At 72.6% G+C, this 18,088-nt stretch carries 17 protein-coding genes and 1 pseudogene; 6 read left to right on the forward strand and 12 right to left on the reverse strand.

Translation table 11 applies throughout. The annotated features are described in order from the left end of the window. The first annotated feature begins 233 nt into the window (after positions 1 to 233). Positions 234 to 878: a TetR/AcrR family transcriptional regulator gene (locus IH13_RS0105750; RefSeq protein ID WP_031081560.1), complete on the forward strand. Its 645-nt coding sequence runs from the start codon at positions 234 to 236 to the stop codon at positions 876 to 878. Positions 879 to 925: 47 nt separating this feature from the next. Here IH13_RS0105750 and IH13_RS0105755 read toward each other — a convergent pair whose 3' ends face one another. Together IH13_RS0105755 and IH13_RS0105760 are read right to left on the reverse strand one after the other, a co-directional pair. Continuing rightward, entirely contained in the window at positions 926 to 1,918 is a 993-nt protein-coding gene (locus tag IH13_RS0105755; protein ID WP_051835770.1) for an endonuclease/exonuclease/phosphatase family protein, read from the reverse strand. Between the two features lie 149 nt (positions 1,919 to 2,067). Beyond that, positions 2,068 to 2,766 (reverse strand): GDSL-type esterase/lipase family protein, encoded by a 699-nt coding sequence (locus tag IH13_RS0105760; RefSeq protein WP_031081565.1) that lies wholly within the window; start codon positions 2,764 to 2,766, stop codon positions 2,068 to 2,070. A 58-nt stretch (positions 2,767 to 2,824) separates the two neighbouring features. Between IH13_RS0105760 and IH13_RS0105765 the strand changes: the two genes are divergently transcribed. Beyond that, complete coding sequence (locus tag IH13_RS0105765) at positions 2,825 to 3,826, forward strand: YncE family protein (RefSeq protein ID WP_031081567.1); 1,002 nt, start codon at positions 2,825 to 2,827, stop codon at positions 3,824 to 3,826. Positions 3,827 to 3,858: 32 nt separating this feature from the next. Here the strand turns inward: IH13_RS0105765 and IH13_RS0105770 are convergent, their stop codons facing one another. Continuing rightward, entirely contained in the window at positions 3,859 to 4,257 is a 399-nt protein-coding gene (locus IH13_RS0105770) for a PPOX class F420-dependent oxidoreductase (RefSeq protein ID WP_031081569.1), read from the reverse strand. 62 nt (positions 4,258 to 4,319) lie between these two features. Between IH13_RS0105770 and IH13_RS0105775 the strand changes: the two genes are divergently transcribed. Together IH13_RS0105775 and IH13_RS0105780 are read left to right on the forward strand one after the other, a co-directional pair. Further along, complete coding sequence (locus IH13_RS0105775; protein ID WP_031081571.1) at positions 4,320 to 4,859, forward strand: GNAT family N-acetyltransferase; 540 nt, start codon at positions 4,320 to 4,322, stop codon at positions 4,857 to 4,859. Positions 4,860 to 5,031: 172 nt separating this feature from the next. After that, complete coding sequence (locus IH13_RS0105780; protein ID WP_031081574.1) at positions 5,032 to 6,780, forward strand: GAF domain-containing SpoIIE family protein phosphatase; 1,749 nt, start codon at positions 5,032 to 5,034, stop codon at positions 6,778 to 6,780. 25 nt (positions 6,781 to 6,805) lie between these two features. Here IH13_RS0105780 and IH13_RS0105785 read toward each other — a convergent pair whose 3' ends face one another. The 8 genes from IH13_RS0105785 to IH13_RS0105820 form a co-directional block, all read right to left on the reverse strand. Further along, a complete protein-coding gene (locus IH13_RS0105785) occupies positions 6,806 to 7,417 on the reverse strand; it encodes a Uma2 family endonuclease (protein ID WP_031081575.1) in 612 nt (203 codons plus the stop codon). Positions 7,418 to 7,564: 147 nt separating this feature from the next. Then, positions 7,565 to 8,683 (reverse strand): phosphoserine transaminase, encoded by a 1,119-nt coding sequence (gene serC, locus IH13_RS0105790; protein WP_031081577.1) that lies wholly within the window; start codon positions 8,681 to 8,683, stop codon positions 7,565 to 7,567. A 120-nt stretch (positions 8,684 to 8,803) separates the two neighbouring features. Continuing rightward, positions 8,804 to 10,051, reverse strand: a complete 1,248-nt coding sequence (locus tag IH13_RS0105795; protein ID WP_051835771.1) for a cytochrome P450 family protein — start codon at positions 10,049 to 10,051, stop codon at positions 8,804 to 8,806. Then, positions 10,048 to 11,295, reverse strand: coding sequence for a cytochrome P450 (locus tag IH13_RS0105800; protein ID WP_031081580.1), 1,248 nt, complete (start codon positions 11,293 to 11,295; stop codon positions 10,048 to 10,050). The genes IH13_RS0105795 and IH13_RS0105800 overlap by 4 nt, the downstream gene beginning before the upstream one ends. Beyond that, on the reverse strand, positions 11,292 to 11,951 hold the full coding sequence (locus IH13_RS0105805; RefSeq protein WP_031081582.1) for a GTP-binding protein: 660 nt from the start codon (positions 11,949 to 11,951) through the stop codon (positions 11,292 to 11,294). The genes IH13_RS0105800 and IH13_RS0105805 overlap by 4 nt, the downstream gene beginning before the upstream one ends. Continuing rightward, entirely contained in the window at positions 11,932 to 12,303 is a 372-nt protein-coding gene (locus tag IH13_RS0105810) for a DUF742 domain-containing protein (protein WP_031081584.1), read from the reverse strand. The genes IH13_RS0105805 and IH13_RS0105810 overlap by 20 nt, the downstream gene beginning before the upstream one ends. Beyond that, complete coding sequence (locus tag IH13_RS0105815; RefSeq protein ID WP_031081585.1) at positions 12,300 to 12,746, reverse strand: roadblock/LC7 domain-containing protein; 447 nt, start codon at positions 12,744 to 12,746, stop codon at positions 12,300 to 12,302. Before IH13_RS0105815 ends, IH13_RS0105810 begins: the two co-directional genes overlap by 4 nt. Beyond that, a complete protein-coding gene (locus IH13_RS0105820; RefSeq protein ID WP_031081587.1) occupies positions 12,743 to 14,263 on the reverse strand; it encodes a sensor histidine kinase in 1,521 nt (506 codons plus the stop codon). The genes IH13_RS0105815 and IH13_RS0105820 overlap by 4 nt, the downstream gene beginning before the upstream one ends. 433 nt (positions 14,264 to 14,696) lie before the next feature. On the opposite strand from IH13_RS0105820, the gene IH13_RS0105825 reads away from it, so the two are divergent. Then, positions 14,697 to 16,544, forward strand: a complete 1,848-nt coding sequence (locus tag IH13_RS0105825; RefSeq protein ID WP_031081590.1) for an LCP family protein — start codon at positions 14,697 to 14,699, stop codon at positions 16,542 to 16,544. A 63-nt stretch (positions 16,545 to 16,607) separates the two neighbouring features. Here the strand turns inward: IH13_RS0105825 and IH13_RS36820 are convergent. Further along, a pseudogene (locus tag IH13_RS36820) lies at positions 16,608 to 17,358 on the reverse strand (LysR family transcriptional regulator). Between the two features lie 117 nt (positions 17,359 to 17,475). Between IH13_RS36820 and IH13_RS0105835 the strand changes: the two are divergent. Then, the coding region (locus tag IH13_RS0105835) for an EamA family transporter (protein ID WP_420713341.1) at positions 17,476 to 18,088 on the forward strand (613 nt) is incomplete at its 3' end.

Here is an 18,088-nt window from a genome sequence, read left to right on the forward strand (position 1 = left end):
GGGCCCGCTGCCGTGGCGGGAGCGGTTCGCGGCCGTCAACGGGGAGCGTGCCGCGCCGTGCTGAGACATGAGTTCGGGGCGGGCGTGGCGGCGCGCCGAGGCGGGGGTTCGGGGGCGGGGGCGAGGACAATGGCGCAGGCGCCATGCAGAGGTGACGCATCCTCGCCCGCGCTCGCGACACCGCTCAGCCGCCGCGAACGGACGGAGATGTGGCAGACGAAGGAGGAACCGTCGTGGATGTCTCGGTGGACCAGGTGACCGGCACGATCGACCTGGCTCGCACCCGGGCCCGTGGGCAGCTTCTGGAAGCGGGGCTGGAGCTGTTCGGGGTCTACGGCTACGCGCAGACGTCGGAGCAGGCGCTGTGCGAGGTGGCCGGGGTGCCGGAGGAGGTGCTGTGGGAGGAGTTCGGCTCCCGGGAGGGGGTGCTGATGGCCATCCACAACCGGGTGACCACCAAGGGCCTGCGGGCGTCCGAACAGGCGCTGCTCTCGGAGGGCATGGACGACTGCCCGTTGGCGATGCGCTTCCGGCGCCTCTTCGACGCGTACGTCTACGCGGTGACCAGGGACCTCCGTGAGGCCCGGGTGACGTTCGTGGAGGTGCTGGGGGTCAGTCCGGCGGTGGACGAGCACTGCAAGCGGTGGAAGGACCTGTGGACGGACTTCCTGACGGGTGAGGCCGAACGGGCCGCCGTGCGCGGCGAGGTGGAGGATCGGGACCACCGTGTGGTGGTGCTGGTGATGGTGGGCACCGTGCACGAGTTGATGGCCCACCACAGCCGCCGCGCGCGGCGGGCCCGGCCCGAAGAGGTGTCGCAGGAACTCACCACGCTGGGCCTGGAGATGATGGGCATCGCGAAGCCCAACGCGGAGTAGTGGACCCGGGGGCCGCGTACCGGTGGGTGCGGACGTGGCACGCCGCGTCAGAGTCCGATGCGGGCCGCGACGGGCAGATGGTCGCTGCCCGTCGCCGGGAGGGACCAGAGGCGGGCGACCGTCGCCCCGCGCGTCAGGATCTGGTCGATCCTGGCCACAGGCAGCCTCTTGGGCCAGCTGAACGCGAAGTCCGTGTCCGGCCGGGTCGTGCGGGAGGTGACCGGGTCCAGGCCGCGGTCGTCCAACGTGCTGTTCAGGTCACCGAGCAGGATCACCCGGTCCACCTCCTCGGCGGCGATCAGCTCCCCGAGGAGCACGGCGCTCTCGTTCCGCCACCCCGCGCTCAGCCCGCCGAGGCCCAGCCGTACCGAGGGCAGGTGGACGACGTACACGGCGACCTCGCCCTTCGGCGTGGCGGCGGTGGCCCGCAGCCCCCGGTCCCAGCCGTAGGCGATCCCCTCCGGCTTGATGTCGGCCTTCCGCACGTCGGACAGCGGGTACTTCGACCACAGTCCGACCGTGCCCCGGGTCGCGTGGTACGGGTGGTCGGCGCCCAGTACCGCCTGGTAGGCCGGGATCGCGGCGGGCATCAGCTCCTCCAGGGCGATCAGGTCGGCGCCCGTGCGCCGTAGCGCGCGCGCCGTCCCGGACGGGTCGGGGTTCACGTCGCTGACGTTGTGCTGGACGGCCGTGAGGTCCCCGTCGCCCCGGTCGCCGCCCGGGAGGAGCAGCCCGCCGAAGAGCGCGGCCCACGCGACGGCAGGCAGCAGCAGCGCGCTCAGAGCGGTGTACGAGCGGCGTACCAGGGCCGGGACGAGTAGGACGGGGACGGCGAGACCCAGCCACGGCAGGAACGTCTCCAGCAGGCTGCCGAGGTGGGCCCGGGTGTCGGGGACGACGGCGTGGAAGACCAGCAGGAGCGCCACCAGCACGGCCGCCGACGCGAGGACCCGCCCCCGTGCCCAGCCCCAGCGGCGTGTGCCGCTCCTCGTCCGCCTCAACGCCCCGTCCCTGCCCTGTCCCTGTCCCTGTCCCGCCATGTCCGCCCCACGACGCCCGTCCCCGTGCCGGGCCGGTGCCGCCTGTCATGACCGACGCGGAGCCCACCCGCCGCGGTTCCGGTGCGTCGCCCTCCGGCACAGGTCGCGGTGGGCGCGTGCGGCGTGACGGAGGGGCGGGCCGTGGCCCGTCAGGCGGAGGCCAGGGCCCCCGCGTACCGGCCGCCGACGCCCCACGCCTGGTACAGGGCGTCGGCGAAGGCGGCGGCCAGGCGGTGTTCACCCGTGGGGCCGGGATGGGTGCCGTCGTAGGTGTCCGTGTGGATGTCGTAGCCCTGCGGGCGGGAGGCGAGCACCAGCGGGGAGGAGGTCGTGTCCAGGTCGGCCACGGCCTTCGCGAGGAGCGCGTTGAAGCGGTCGCACTCGGTGGCGAAGGGGGCGTCCGACTCTGCGCGTATGTTCGGTATGACGGGGAGCAGGACCATCTTGACGTGCGGGTTCGCCGTGCGCGCCGCCGCGATGAACTCCCGCGTGTTCAGGGCCGTCTGCCCGCTGTCCGTGTAGAAGCCGAGGTCTATCAGGCCGAGCGAGACCAGCAGGACGTCCGCCCGGGAGGCCCGGACCGCGTCGGCGATGACCGGGGCCATGTGCAGCCAGCCCTCGCCCCAGCCGGCCAGGTGCCGGCGGGCGGCGACGGGGAAGGACGGGTCGCCGTACGTGTGGGAGAGCGGGGCGCCGGCCTCGGTGTCGTACAGCTCGGTGCGCGGGCCGGTGATCGCGTAGCCGCCGTCGCCGAGCGTCGCCTCCAGGTGCTGCCACATGCGGTAGCGCCAGGTGAAGTCGCCGGAACGCCCGATGGTCATGGAGTCGCCGACGAAGAGAAAACGCATGGCCACATCATGTCCGATCACTGCTACGGCCCGGTACGTGACGGTGGACACTTGTGGCATGAGACCGTCGCTGATCCGCTTCGCCGCCACCGCTGCCGTCGTTCTGCTGTGCGCCGGGACGTCACCGGCCGTGGCGGACGACGGGAAGGCCGATCAGAGCTTCACGATCGAGGACCCCCGGATCACCGAGTCCAGCGGTCTCGCCGCCAGCCGCCTGCACCCCGGGATCTACTGGACGCACAACGACAGCGACGACGGGCCGTACGTCTTCGCCGTCGACTCCCGGACCGGGAAGACCGTCGCGAGGGTCACCATGCGCGGGGTCGGTGAGCCGCGTGACGTGGAGGCGATATCGCTCGGACCGGACGGCAACCTGTACGTCGGTGACATCGGCGACAACCTCGACGGCACCTGGGACCACGTCTGGATCTACCGCTTCCCCGAACCGAAGGAGCTCGCGGACACCACCGTGCAGGCCACCCAGTTCGACGTGAAGTACGCCGACGGGCCCCGCAACGCCGAGGCGCTGATGGTCCATCCGAAGACGGGCCGGGTCTACATCGCGTCGAAGAACGAGGGCGGCGGCGGGCTCTACGAAGGCCCCAAGAAGCTGACCACGGGCACCACCAACGTGTTCCGGCGGGTCGGCGAGGTGCCGTGGGTGACGGACGGCGCGTTCTCGCCGGACGGCGGGCACCTGGTGCTGCGCTCCTACTTCAGCGCCCGGGGATACGTGTTCGAGGACGGCCGGCTCGGCGCCGACCACGCGGTGCAGGCCCCGCTGCAGCGGCAGTCCGAGTCCGTGACGTACACCGCCGACGGCTCGGCGATGATGTTCGGCTCCGAGGGGGAGGGCAGCCGGGTCGTGCGCGTCGAGGCCACGGCGGAGGACGGGTACGACGGGAAGAAGGAGGGCGGTGGCGCATCGCCCTCCGAGGCGGCCTCGGGGGCCGGTGGCGGGGGCGCGGACCGGGCCGACAAGGGCACCGTGACCGGTGGCGCGGTGCTGCTCGCCGTGATCGGCCTGGCCGTCCTCGGCTTCCGGAAGCGGCGCGGCTGACCGGGCGCGGCCTCCCCGCCTCCGCTCGTCGGTCAGTCGTCGGAGAAGGGCCGCAGCTCGTAGTGGAGGGTGCGGTCGCGCTTCAGCCGGTGGGTGAGCGGGACGGCCACACCCTGGAGCGCCGGATACTTCCGGGACAGGGTCCGGGCGGCGTGCGTGTTCTCCTTCGAACCCTGCGGCAGGAGCCGCGCCCAGGCCTTCACCGGCGGCCCGGTCGGAGCGCCCCGCACGGTGCAGGGCGCGATCTCCACCACGGGGTGGTTGCGCATCCGGTCGACCTTCCAGGCCGAGGAGAACGTACGGATGTACGCGTGGTCGCCTTCGACGGCGATGCTGACGGGGGTACGGGCAGCGGATCCGTCCGGCCTGCGGCTGCTGAGCAGGACGGTGTACTGCTTCACAAAAGGCTCTAGTTCGCGGATCGTCTCCATATGTCCCATGGTGCATGAAAAGGGGCGGCCGGGCCGGTGCGCCCGGCGTAGGGTCCCGCTGCATGACGACGCCTCCCGGGCCCCGGCCCTTCGCCACCCGCCGCCTCGACCTGGTCCCGCTCGACCCGGTGTACGCGGACGAGATGGCCGTCGTCCTCGCGGACCCGGGCCTCCACACGTACACGGGAGGCGGCCCCGAGGACGCCCGAGCCCTGCGGGCCCGCTACGCGAGGCAGGCCGCCGGTTCGCCCGACCCCGCCGAGCTGTGGTGGAACTGGGTGCTGCGGGTCCGTGCCGAGGGGTGTCTGGCCGGTTACGTCCAGGCCACCGTGCGCGGACCGCGGGCGGAGGTGGCCTGGGTGGTGGGCTCCGGATGGCAGGGCCGGGGATACGCCAAGGAGGCCGCGGCCGGGCTCGTCCGCCGGCTGCTGGACGGGGGAGCGGTCCGCACCGTCGTCGCCCATGTCCACCCGGAGCACACCGCGTCCGCCGCGGTGGCCGCGGCCGCCGGGCTGGAGCCCACGGCAGAGCGGGAGGACGGGGAGGTGCGGTGGCGGCGCGAGGCCCCGGGAGGCGCGCGCCCTGGCCATGCCAGGGAATGAGATGTCCGATACCGTCTTAATCACCCTGTTCGCGTGGGGTGAGGTGGTGGACGTGCGGCCCGGGAGACCGGGGCCGTGGGGTGCGGCTCCCGCCTGAGGCGCCACGGCGCCCCGGCCCACGGCGGACGAGCGGGACGGCGGACAGCCCCGATCGATCGACGAAGGACCCTCCGTGGACGAACTGGGAAGGCGGGAAGCCCTGCGGCTCGCCGGACTCACCGCGGCGGCCGATCCGGGCATGGACCGCTTCGCCAGGATGGTCGCCCGGTCCCTGGGCGTCCCCGTCGCGCTGGTGGCGATCCTGGAACCCGACCGGCAGGTCTTCCCCGGCATGGTCGGGCTGGAAGAGCCCTGGGCGGCACGGCGGCACACACCCCTGAGCCACTCCTTCTGCCAGCACGTCGTCGCCCGAGGCGAACCGCTGATCCTCAACGACACGCGGCTGCACCGGCTCACCTGCACCAGCCTCGCCATTCCCGACCTCCAGGTCATCGCCTACGCCGGCATGCCGCTGACCGACGCGGACGGCCACGTCCTCGGATCGCTCTGCGCCATCGACCACGAGCCCCGTGAGTGGTCCGAGGACGAACTGCGCGACCTCGACGACCTGTCCGCGGCCTGCTCGGTGGAGCTGCGCCTGCGCATCGCCACCGAGCAGATCCGGCGCGACCGCGACCACGCCGGCGTGCTGCTGCGCGCCTCGGTCGAGCTGGGCCGCTCCCGCGAACTCACGGACCTGGTCCGACGGCTGCGCCTCCTGTTCGAGGGCCCGGCCGAACCGTCGTACGTGGGGCTTCTGCTCGCCGACGGGCGAGGGCTGTGGCGGGTGGCCGACCCGGACACCGTACGGTCGGCGGAGGCCGACGTCGACCGGCTGGAACGGAACGCGCGCTTCCCCAGCTCCCAGGCGATGCGCGAGCAGCGCACCGTCTTCGTGCCCGACCACGCCGCACTCGTCGACGGCTTCGGCCCCGAGGCCGTGGCCGCCTACGACGCCCGGGGCCTCCGCTCCGTCCTGTGCGTCCCGCTGCCGCGCGGGCGCGGGGTGCTGACGTGGTGCTGGGCCGAGCCGCACGTCCTGACCGTCACCGAGAAAGCGGTCCTGACGGCCGTCGCGGGGTACGCCGGCCAGGCGGTGGAGCGCACGCTCTTCGTGGAGAACCGGCTCAGCGCCGCCGAGCAGTTGCAGTCGGCCATGCTCACCGCCCTGCCCGCCGTGCCCGGCCTGGAGATGACGGCCCTCTACCTGCCCGCCGCCGACCAGGCCATGGTCGGCGGCGACTGGTACGACGCCTACCTGGTGCCGGACGGGACGGCCGGCCGGCAGCCCGCGCTGATGCTCTCCATCGGCGACGTCATCGGCCACGACATGCGGGCCGCCGCCGTGATGAGCCAGGCCCGCAGCATGCTGCGCCAGGCCACCCTCGGGGACCCCGCGCACTCGCCCGCCGCCGCCCTGGCCGCCGTCGACAGCACCTTCTCCGTCCTCCCCCTCGGCCCCGGCGCCACCGCCGTGCACGCCCGTCTGGACCCGGGCGCGGACCGGTGGCGGCTGACCTGGTCCAACGCCGGCCACACACCGCCCCTGCTGCGCCTGCCGGACGGCCGCGTCTCGGTCCTGCGCGAGCACGACCTGCTGCTGCTGGGCCTGCCGGCCGGGCCGTGGCGCCGAGAGCACACCCGCGAACTCCCGCCGGGCAGTGTGCTGATGCTCTACACCGACGGTCTGGTCGAGCGCCGCGGCAGCGACCTCGACGACGGCATCGCGCAGGCGGAGGCGATGCTGTCCGCGCACGGGGACCGGCCCCTGCCGGAACTCCTGGAGGCGATCTCCCGCAGACTGGGGGACGCCCCGCGCTCCGACGACGTGGCCGTCCTCGTGCTCCGCGTCACCGGACCGGGCGCGGGCGGGCCGTGCTGACGCCCGCAGCCCCCTCCGACACTCCTCAGGCGCGCGGGCGCCCGGCGGCTACCGCGGCCGCCACGTCGAGGGTCACCTCGGCCCCGATCGAGCCGGGCAGCGCGGCCGTCTGGCCGGGGGCGTACACCTCGTGGTTGTCGTAGCCGCAGCCGGTGGGCTCGGTGAGGACGTGCACCCGGCCGTGCCTGCGGTCGATGATCACGTAGACCGGGATCTTGGCCTCGGCGTACGCGGCGACCTTGTTGCGCAGGTCGTTCTTGTAGTTGCCCGAGGTCACCTCCAGCACGAGGCGGAAGACGGCCGGGTCGTAGCAGTTGTTCTCGATCAGGTGCGCGTCGAAGTCGGCGTCGACGATCGCCAGGTCCGGGACGGCGTAGTCCTCGGGGCTGCCGGGCAGCCAGAGGCCGACGGCCTGGAGGACCTCCGTCTCTCCGTCGTCGAGCCCGGCCGCGATGAAGGGCCGCATGATCTTGGTCAGAGCGCGGGCGTGCGGGCCGTCCGGGGGTGGGGCCACGGTGATGACGCCTCCGATGATCTCGACGCGATGCCCCGGAAGCCGCTCCATGAGGCGGTTCGCCGTCACGAGCATGGGTTCCGGCTCATCGTCACAGGGGTGCTCGACTGCTGCTGCAGACATTGCGGGCCTCCTGGCATGGCTGGTGTCGAGGCCATCATCGTAGAACGGGGTGCCCCGGGCCGTCCCGCAGGCAGGGGATCACCCTGTCGGGTGGCAGCGGAAACGGCCCCGCGCACGGATGTGCGCAGGGCCGTCCGGGATGTGCCGTTACAGCTGGTCGATCACGTAGTCGACGCACGCCGTCAGCGCCTGGACGTCCGCCGGGTCGATCGCCGGGAACATCGCCACGCGCAGCTGGTTGCGGCCCAGCTTGCGGTACGGCTCGGTGTCCACGACGCCGTTGGCCCGGAGCACCTTGGCGACGGCCGCCGCGTCGACGCCGTCCTCGAAGTCGATCGTGCCGATGACCTGCGAGCGCTTCGCCGGATCGGTGACGAACGGGGTGGCGTACTTGGAGTCCTCCGCCCAGCCGTACAGCGCCTGGGAGGACGCGGCCGTGCGGCCGGTGGCGAAGTCCAGGCCGCCCTGGGAGTTCAGCCACTTCAGCTGCTCGTTCAGCAGGAAGAGGGTGGCCAGCGCCGGGGTGTTGTACGTCTGGTTCTTCAGGGAGTTGTCGATCGCGGTGGGCAGCGAGAAGAACTCCGGGACGTGCCGGCCGGAGCCGTGGATCCGCGCCGCGCGCTCCAGGGCCGCCGGGGAGAACACGCCGATCCACAGGCCGCCGTCGGAGGCGAAGGACTTCTGCGGGGCGAAGTAGTAGACGTCCGTCTCGGTGATGTCGACGGGCAGGCCGCCCGCGCCGGAGGTGGCGTCCACCAGGACGAGCGCGCCCTCGTCGGCGCCCGCGACCCGCTTGACGGGGGCGGCGACACCGGTGGAGGTCTCGTTGTGGGTGAGGGCGTAGACGTCGACGCCCTCCTCGGCCCGCGGGTCGGGGTGGGTACCCGGGTCGGAGGCGATCACGGTCGGGTCGGCGAGCCACGGGGCGAGCTTCGCCGCCTTGGCGAACTTGGACGAGAACTCGCCGAAGCTCAGGTGCTGGGACCTGTTCTCGATGAGACCGTGCGTCGCGACGTCCCAGAAGGCGGTGGAGCCGCCGTTGCCCAGGATCACCTCGTAGCCCTCGGGGAGGGAGAAGAGGCTGCGCACACCGTCACGCACCTCGCCGACCAGGTTCTTGACCGGGGCCTGGCGGTGGGACGTACCGAGGAGGGAGGTGCCCGTGGCGGCCAGCGCGTCGAGCGCCTCCGTCCGCACCTTGGAGGGTCCGGCGCCGAAACGTCCGTCGGCGGGCTTGATGTCAGCGGGAATCTGGATATCGGCCACGAGCCGGAGCGTAGTCCCTCCGATACACGGTCCGGGAACGGTGTCCGTCGGATGAGACGCGCGCTCCGGCCCGTGGACGGCCGCCCCGGGGGCGCCGACGGCACCCCCGGGGCGTGCCGGTCAACCCAGGGTGACGGGAAGCTCGTACAGGTCGTTCTGGGTCACGATCGGCTTGTTGCGCAGCTCGGACGGGTCGACGGCCAGTGCCAGGCCGGGGAACCGCTCGTACAGCGCGGGCAGGGCGACGGCGGCCTCCAGCCGGGACAGGGCGGCGCCCGGGCAGACGTGCGGGCCGTGACCGAAGGAGATGTGCCGGTTGGGGGAGCGGGTGACGTCGAACTCCGTCGCCGTGGGGCCCCACTGCTTCTCGTCGCGGTTGAGGGCGGCGAACGAGATCATGGTGCCCTCGCCCTTCGGCAGGATCCGGTCGCCGACCTGGACGTCCTCGGTGGCGAACCGGATCAGGATGTGCGACGTCGGCGCGGACCAGCGCAGCGCCTCCTCGATCGCACCGTCCCAGCTCGCCTCGCCGGCCAGTACGGCCCGGCGCTGCTCCGGGTGGCGCTCCAGGGCGACGACCGTGTTCACGATCAGGCTGATCGTGGTCTCGTGACCGGCGGCGATGATCAGCTTCAGGGTGTTGAGGATCTCGTCGTCGGTGAGGTGGTCGCCGTCCTCGGAGGCGTTGAGCAGCGCCCAGGTGAGGTCGTCGGCCGGCGACTGCTTCTTCTCGTCGAGGATGCGCGAGAACAGCGTGTGGATGCCCGCCATCGTCTTCGGCACCTCGGACGGCGGGGTCTGGTTGGAGAAGAACCTGTCGAAGAGGCGCTTCATCTCGGGCAGGTCGGCGGAGTCGACGCCCATCAGCTCGCTGATGACGTTCATCGGGAGCGGGTAGGCGAACTCGGCCTTGAGGTCCACGCTCTCACCCGCCGGGCGCTCCGCGAGGCGGTCCAGCAGGACCTTCGTGCGGGCCTCGATCCCCGCCCGCAGGCGCTCCACCCGGCGGGCGGTCAGGGCCTGGGCCACCAGTCCGCGCAGCCGGCGGTGCTCGGCGCCGTCCGCGGTGAGCATGGTGCGGCCCGGGTTGACCAGGCCGATCAGCGGCCAGTCCAGCGGGATCTCACCGCGCTGCCAGGCGCCCCAGACGTTGATGTCCTTCACCAGGCGGCCGTCGGTGAGGGCCGCCTTGGCCTCGGCGTAGTGGGTGATCGCGTAGACCGGTATGCCGCCCGGCAGTTCGACCTTCGCGAGCGGGCCCGCCGCGTGCAGCCGGGCGCTCTCCCCGGGGAGGTCCCCGACGAACGGGTCCAGGACGATACGTTCCTGCTCGACGGCACCGGTCGGTTCTGCGGTCGTCGCGGTCATCGCTGGCCTCCAAGGGCGGGGGTGGGAGTGAAACGGACCGGCAGGTCCTTCAGGCCGCGGAGCCACGGGGAGGGCCGCCGGGTCAACTGGTCTGCGGGTACGGCGAGGTCGACGTCCGGCAGCCGGTCGAGGATGACCTCGATCGCCGTACGGGCGACCGTCTCGGCGATCTCCTGTGCCGGGAAGGGGCAGCGGTGGTCGCCGTGGCCGAACGAGAAGAAGGCGTTGTTGCCGCCGGTGAGGACGGTCCCGTCCGTGCGCACCCGAGGATCGGAGTTGGCCCCCGCCAGGCTGAGGACCAGCAGGTCGCCGGCCTTGATGTGGCAGCCGCCGAGGTGGGTGTCGCGGGTGGCCCAGCGGCCCGCGATGTTCTGCGAGGGGGTGTCCTCCCACAGCACCTCGTTCATGGCCTCGGCGACGCTGTGCCGGCCGCCGGAGAGCGAGGCGGCGAACCGGTCGTCGGTGAGCATGAGGCGCAGGGAGTTGCCGATCCAGTCGGCCGTCGGCTGGTGGCCGGCGGCCATCATGACCATGAGGTCACGGGCCACCTCCTCGTCCGTGAAGCCGGAGGTGCCGGCGAGCATGCGGCTGGTCACGTCGTCGCCGGGGGCGGCGCGCCGCTCGGCCACCAGCTGGAACACGGAGGTGGCGATGTGGCGCTGCCCCGCGAGGGCGTCCGGGCCGCCGTTGATCATGTCGTTCATCGCGGTGACGAGGGCGGGCCCCTTGTCGTCGTCGAAGCCGAAGAGCTTCGCCAGCACCCGGACGGGCAGCATCATCGCGTACGAGGCGATGAGGTCGGTGGTGCCGGCCGTGCAGAAGGCGTCGATGAGTCCGTCCGCGAACACCTCGGTGTGCTGCTTGAGCTCGAACGGGTCCTCTGCCTCCAGCGCGCCGCTGATCAGGGCGGAGCGCCGGCTGTGCCGTTCGCCGACGGTGTAGAGGATCGAGGGCTGGTCCCGGCTGATCATCGGCATCAGCGGCCAGTCCTCGGGGATGCGGGGCCACTGGTTCCACAGGAGCGAGTCGCGGCTGAAGAGCACCGGGTCGCTGGTGAGCTGGTGCAGCTCGCGGTAGCCGACGACCAGCCAGGCGGGGACGTCCCCGGGCAGGACGATCGGTGCGACCGCCCCGTGGTCGCGCCTGATCGCCCGGTACAGCTCGACGGGTTCGGCCTGGAACCGCGGGCTGGAGAGGTCGACGGCGCCGGAGGTGGCACCTGCCGCGTGCGGGCACTGGGTCACGGGTTGGGCTCCGGGGTCAGGGCGGCCAGGGGCTGGTCGCCGGCCCCGGCGGCCCCGTGGCCGCCCCGGGCGCGGGCGACGGACAGGGCGTGCAGGTGCTCGACGAGTGTGATCAGGACGTACTTGCTGGAGGAGCGGTCCCGGGCGTCGCACTCGACGAGCGGGACGTCCGGGGAGAGGTCCAGCGCCTCACGGATCTGCTGCTCGGTGTGGAGCGGGCCGCCGAAGTCGTTGCACGCGACGATGAACGGCGTGCCGTGGTGCTCCAGCCGGTCGATCGCGTACCAGGAGTCCGCGAGCCGCCGGGTGTCGACGAGGACGACGGCTCCCAGGGTCCCGGAGAAGAGGCGGTCCCACAGGAACCAGAAGCGTTCCTGGCCGGGGGCGCCGAAGAGGTAGAGGACCGAACGCGCGTCGAGCGTGATGCGGCCGAAGTCGAAGGCGACCGTGGTGGACGTCTTGGAGTCCACACCGTCGAGGTCGTCGACGGCCTCGCCCGCGCGGGTCATGGTCTCCTCCGTGTTGAGCGGACGGATCTCGCTCACGGAGCGGACCATGGTGGTCTTGCCGACCCCGAAGCCGCCGACCACGACGATCTTCAGTCCGTTGTCGGCCGTCGCCTGCAGAGCGGCACGGTCAGAGGTTGCGGAGTCCAACGAGCACCTGTTCCAGGGTGTCGGTGTCGGGGAGCTGGTCCGCGACACGGGCAGTACGGGGATGGCGTGCGCTGATCCGGCCGGTGTCGAGCAGGTCGCAGAGCATGATGCGGACGATGCCGACGGGCAGATTCAGGGTGGCCGAGATCTCGACGACGGCGGTGGGGCGTTCGCACATCCGCAGGATCGCGGCGTGTTCCGACTGCATCCCGGGGGCCGGGTCGCACTCGGCGACGACCAGGGTCACCAGGTCGAACGCGTCCGAGTCGGACCGGCTGCGGCCCCCGGTGAGGGTGTACAGCCGGTCCGGGGCGTCGTCACGCCCGGGGCGGGGTCGCGGCGCCGACGTCATACGTCCGCGGATTCCGTGGCCCCGGCCACCGCGTCGGTCCCGTCGGAGGTGCGCGGCGGGGCCACCAGGTGCTCGCCGAGCTGCTCGACGAGTTCGCTCATGTTGTGGCCGACGAGGCCGACGTCGGAGTCCTCCGCGGCGACGACCGCGAGATGGGCGCCGGCGCCCGCCTCGACGATGAACAGCACCCCGCCGTAGAACTCGGCCATCGCGGAGCGCACGCCGCCGGTGCCGTCACCGAACTCCACGGACGCGCCGTGCGACAGGCTCTGGATACCGGCGGAGATCGCGGCGAGCTGGTCGGCCTGGTCGACGGAGAGCTCGGGCGTACGGCACAGCTTCAGGCCGTCCCGGGACAGGACCAGGGCGTGCCGGGCGCCGGGTGTGCGTTCCAGCAGCCCCTCCAGCAGCCAGTTGAGCTTCTCGTCGGTGGTCGCGGTCATCGGGTGTTGCCTTCCGGGTGCGGGGAGTTGGCCCGGACCGCCTGGCTGAAGGTGCTGAAGCGTGCCGCCTGCACCTTCGGGTCGGTGGTACGGGGCCTGGGGGAATCGGATCCGCCGGGGGCGGCGTTGCCGTTGCGGGCTTCGGCGGCGGCCAGGGTGCGGCCGCGGCGGCGCTTGGGCAGGCCGCTCTCGCCGAACTGGGGGAGGGACCCGGTGGTCTCGGAGTCGCCCCCCGGCGCGGAGGCGGGGCGGGCGGAGTCCTGGTCCGGGGTGTCCTGCGCGGGGGCGTCCGGCCCGGAACCGCCCTGGGCCGCAGTGGCGTCCTGGGGGCGGGCCGAGGTGTGGACCGGCTCCGGTTCCGGGCGTGCGGGGGCGGGCGCGCCGGGCGCGAGGGGGGCGCGGGAGACGAGCTCCTGCGGCAGCATCATCAGGGCACCGGTGCCGCCGCGCGCCGACGGCCGGAAGGAGACGGTCAGACCGTGCTTACGGGCCAGCCGGCCGACGACGGCGAGCCCGAGGCGGGTACCGGACAGACCGGCGAGGTCCTGGTTCCGGGCCGAGACGGCACGCTCGGCGCGACGCAGCTGGACGTCGCTCATCACCAGACCGCTGTCCTCGACGGTGATGACGACCCCGGCCGGGACCTCCTCGACGTACACGTGGACTTCGGCGGTGGGCGGCGAGAAGTTGGCGGCGTTGTCGAGGAGTTCCGCCAGGGCGTGCATGACGCCCTCGGCGGCGTGCCCGGCGATCGCCACGTCGCTGGTGGAGTGCAGGCGGATGCGCTGGTAGCCGCCGATACGGCCCATCGCGCCCCGCAGGATCGACTCCATCACGATCGGCTTCGCCCAACGCCGCCCGGAGCGGGCCCCGGTGAGGACGGCGACGGAGTCGGCCAGCCGGCCCGCCTGGGCGGTGCGGTGGTCCAGGTGCAGGAGGTCGCCGAGCACGTCGTCGGCGGTGTGCCGGTGCTCCATCTCGCGCAGGTCGGCCAGCATGCCGGTGGCCAGCGCCTGCATACGGCCCGCGGCGTTGGCGCAGGCCGCGAGGGCGGCGGAACGCTCGGTCTCGCTGCGGCGGGCACGTGCGGAGAGCCGGGCGACCTCGTCGGTGAGGCGGGCCTGCTCGGCCTCGGCCTCGGACGTCAGGCGGGCGACCCGCTCGGCGGTCTCGGTGGTGATCCGGGAGGCCTCGGCGGCGGCGGTCGCCTTGATGCGGGCCGTCTCGGCGGTGAAGCGCTGCGCCTCGGCCGCGGAGGCCGAGACGAGGCGTGAGGTCTCGGCGGTGAAGCGCTCGGAGTCGGCGGTCCGCAGGGCCCGCAGGGCGCGCGCGGTGGCCAGGGAGTGGACGGCGACGGTCACCGAGACGCACAGCAGCACGGCCGCGGCGCCCGCTCCCCAGGACAAGGGGGCCCGTACCGAGGCGGGCGCCGCGGTCACCGCCCACAGGCACAGGGCACCGGTGACGGCTGCCGAGATCAGCAGGGCGAGCGCGGTTGGCCGGAGTGAAGGGCGCAATCGGAGTCCTCGGGGCGGACGGTTCGGGGGGCAGGGACAATCCGGGCGCATCGGGGCGGCTTCGGTGAAAGAACCGCAGCAGGAGCTGATTGTTCCTGATCAAGTAACGGCAACTATAGGAGAATTGACGCCGCGTTTGGCGATCCCTTGTGGCCACTTATGTTTGGAATCTGTCTTGAAATCGACGGCGGTGGGGGCTCTCGGAGGGTGCGGCGGGTCAGGTGGCTGGATTTGCATGGTGAACCAGTAGCGAATATGGCGATATGTCGTTTGTGCGGAGCGGGATTTGTCACGATCGTCGCCTGAGGGCGGGTGGGCCGCTAGTGTGAGCGCTCCGGTGCAGCCGACCTCGGGTCGCGGCACTGCCGTAAGACACACCGCGGGCGCCTTGAGGGGAGGCGCCGCGTGGCCCCGACGGAGGACACAGGCAACCGTGGACACGCAAGGCCGTGGGCGGGACGAGGACATCGACCCCGCAGACCAGTGGGTACTCAATCCGGACACCGGCGACTACGAACTGCGACTGACCCCTTCCGAAGAGCGAACGCCCACGCCGTCCGGCCCCTCCTCCTCGTCCCGCACCGGCGGCCCGGCCTCCCGGACCGCTGCGCCCGCCTCACGCCGCCGCGAGGCCCCCGGTACCACCGAACCGCCGGACGAGCGGGCCTCCGTACCCGGACAGCGCGGCGGGCGCAGGGGCGGCGGCCGGGGCGGCGCACCGCCGGAACGCGGGTCCGGCGGCCGGGCGGCGGGCCGGGGCGACGCGTCGGCACCGGGGCGCCGCGGGACCGGGCCGGCGCGGTCCAGGAGGGCCGGGAAGGCCGGGAAACCCGGCAGGTCCGGCAGGACCGGCAAGAAGAAGGCGCTGGTGTGGACCGGCGGTGTACTGGCGTTCCTGCTGGTGGGCACCGCCACGGCGGGCTACCTCGTGTACCAGCACTTCAACGGCAACATCACCGCGCTTTCCAGCGACGGCGCGGGAACCGGCGGCTTCAGCAAGGACCGGCCGATCAACGTCCTGGTGATCGGCACCGACAAGCGCACCGGCGAGGGCAACGAGGGTTACGGGGACAAGGAGAGCGTCGGCCACGCCGACACCACGATCCTCTTCCACGTCTCCAAGGACCGGACGAACGCCACCGCGCTGAGCGTTCCGCGCGACCTGATAGCGACCGTCCCGGACTGCCCGACCAAGCAGGACGACGGTTCGACGAAGACCATCCCGGGCACCGAGGGCCAGCGCTTCAACACGAGCCTCGGGCAGTCCGACCGCACCCCCAGCTGCACGATGCGCACCATCACCGAACTCACCGGCATGGAGGTCGACCACTTCATGGTGGCCGACTTCAACGCGGTCAAGACCCTGACCAACGCCGTCGGCGGCGTGGACGTCTGCCTGGCCAAGGACATCAACGACAAGAAGTCCCACCTGAACCTCACGAAGGGCGAGCACACCCTCCAGGGCGAGGAGGCGCTGTCCTTCCTGCGCACCCGGTACTCCGTCGGATTCGGCAGCGACCTCAGCCGCATCGAGCTCCAGCAGCAGTTCCTGAGCTCGCTGGTGCGCAAGCTCAAGTCCAACGACACCCTGACCAGCCCCACCAAGATGTGGACGCTGGCGGAGGCGGCCACCAAGGCGCTCACCGTCGACGACAAGATCGGCGACATCAACGAACTGCGCAAGCTGGGCATGGAGCTGGCCTCGGTCGACCCGAAGAACATCACGTTCACCACGGTCCCGGTGCTGGACAACCCGGACGACAAGGCCACGGTCGTCCTGGACAGGTCGAAGGCGCCGCAGGTCTTCTCGATGATGCGTGAGGACGTCTCCTTCACCGAGGTCGCCGCGCAGAAGAAGGCCGCGGCGAAGGAGAAGGACGCCGCCAAGCTGAAGGGCGAGATGGCGGCCCCGGCGGACGTGCGGGTCGACGTCTACAACGGCGGCGCCCCGGCCGGCTCCGCGCAGAACGCCCTGGACTGGCTGCAGAACACCGAGGGCGTGCTGAAGTCCACCAACAAGTCGAACGCGCCGGAGAAGGTCAAGAAGACCCAGCTCGTCTACGCCCCCAACCAGGCCGACCAGGCCCGCCGCATGGCCGACATGATGGGCCTGTCGGCGTCGGCGCTGAAGCCCACGACGACGGACGCCGGCGAGATGGACCCGATGGTCCTCACCCTGGGCCCCGACTTCGTACAGGCGGGCACCCCGCTCAGCGCCCCGAAGCAGGCACCGGAAGAGATCCAGCGCGTCGAGGGCGACAAGCAGGTCTGCGCGAAGTAGCGGGCCCGCCCACCGGCGCGCACCGGGCCCGCCGGGCGGAGCACTTCCGGCCGCGGCACCGGCTCACTGCCCGTCCCAGGTGACGATCTCCCGTGCGAGGTCGAGCAGTCCGGGAAGGGCCGGGTGCGCCGGCCCGTCGCGGCGGGCCAGCAGGACCGTGTTGGCGACGGCGAGGGCGGTGGCGGGCCGGGCGTCCGGGGGCCACAGGTCGAGCGTGGTGGTCCCCGACACGGTGTTCAGGACGACCGGACCGTCCGCCAGGTCGGCGAGGGAGAGCGAGGGGCGGGCGGCGAGCGGCCCGTCCGCCGTGACGGCGGCCACCCGGCTCTCCGTGTACAGCACCTCGGTGACGATCCCCGGGGTGTCCACCGGCCCCCGCAGCACCGCCGCGTCGACCTCGCCCCGCGCGAGACCGGCCGTGCGGTCGTCGATGCGGCGCAGCTCCAGCGGGGTCCGCGGGCACCGCCGGTGCCAGGTGCGCAGCAGCGGTGTCGTGTACGGGCCGAGCGCCGACCAGGCGTGCCCGAGCCGAAGCGGCCGGGGGCGGGGCGGGCCGGGGGTGACGGCGTCGTCGAAGGCGCTGACCGCGAGGGCCGCCTTGTCCCGGAAGACGGTGCCCTCGGGGGTGAGCGCCAGGTGGTGGGTGGACCGGTCCACGAGCCGCACGCCCAGGTGGTCCTCCAGGGCGGCGAGCGTGCGGGAGACGACCGGCTGGGGAGACAGCCCGGGTGACGCTGCCCTCCTCGGCCACGGCCAGGAAGGCCCGCAGGTGCCTGACGTCGATACCGCGTCCGGGGCCGTGGTGGGTGCTCATGCGTGTGGAGCATAACGCGAGCACATCGGACATTTCACTTGGCGCACGCGGGTCCCTACCGTGGTGCCGTGCGGCTTCCCGCACCCAGCCGACGTCCCGAAAGGTCCAGGTTCCCAAGTGAACGACTCGCACACCGCCGCCCAGACGGCGGCCGTCGGTGTGCCCGAGGCGGTGACCGCGCTCGACGCCCCGGGCCCCGAAGGTCCACGGCGAAGCGCCCGCGGTAGGACGCTGGGGCCGGTCGCCCTCGTGGTGGCCGGCGGCCTCTCCGTCCAGTTCGGGGCGGCGATCGCGGTCCTGCTGATGCCGAGGGCGGGTGCGCTGGGCGTCGTCACCCTGCGCCTGGCAGCCGCCGCGGTGGTGCTGCTGGTCGTCTGCCGTCCCTCCCTGCGCGGCCACTCCCGTGCGGACTGGGGCACGGTGGTCGCGTTCGGCGTCGCCATGGGCGGCATGAACACCCTCTTCTACCAGGCCGCCGACCGGATTCCGCTGGGCGCCGCCGTCACCCTGGAGGTGCTGGGGCCGCTGATCCTGTCCGTCGTGGCGTCCCGCCGTCTGCTCAACCTCGTCTGGGCGGGGCTCGCGCTCGGCGGTGTGGTCCTGCTCAGTGGCGGGGGCTTCGACCGGCTCGACCCGGTCGGCGCGGCGTACGCCCTGGGGGCGGGCGCGATGTGGGCGGCGTACATCGTCTTCAGCGCCCGCACCGGCCGCCGCTTCCCGCGGGCGGGCG

The sequence above is a fragment of the Streptomyces sp. NRRL WC-3549 genome (assembly GCF_000721935.1).
Classification (GTDB): Bacteria; Actinomycetota; Actinomycetes; order Streptomycetales; family Streptomycetaceae; genus Streptomyces.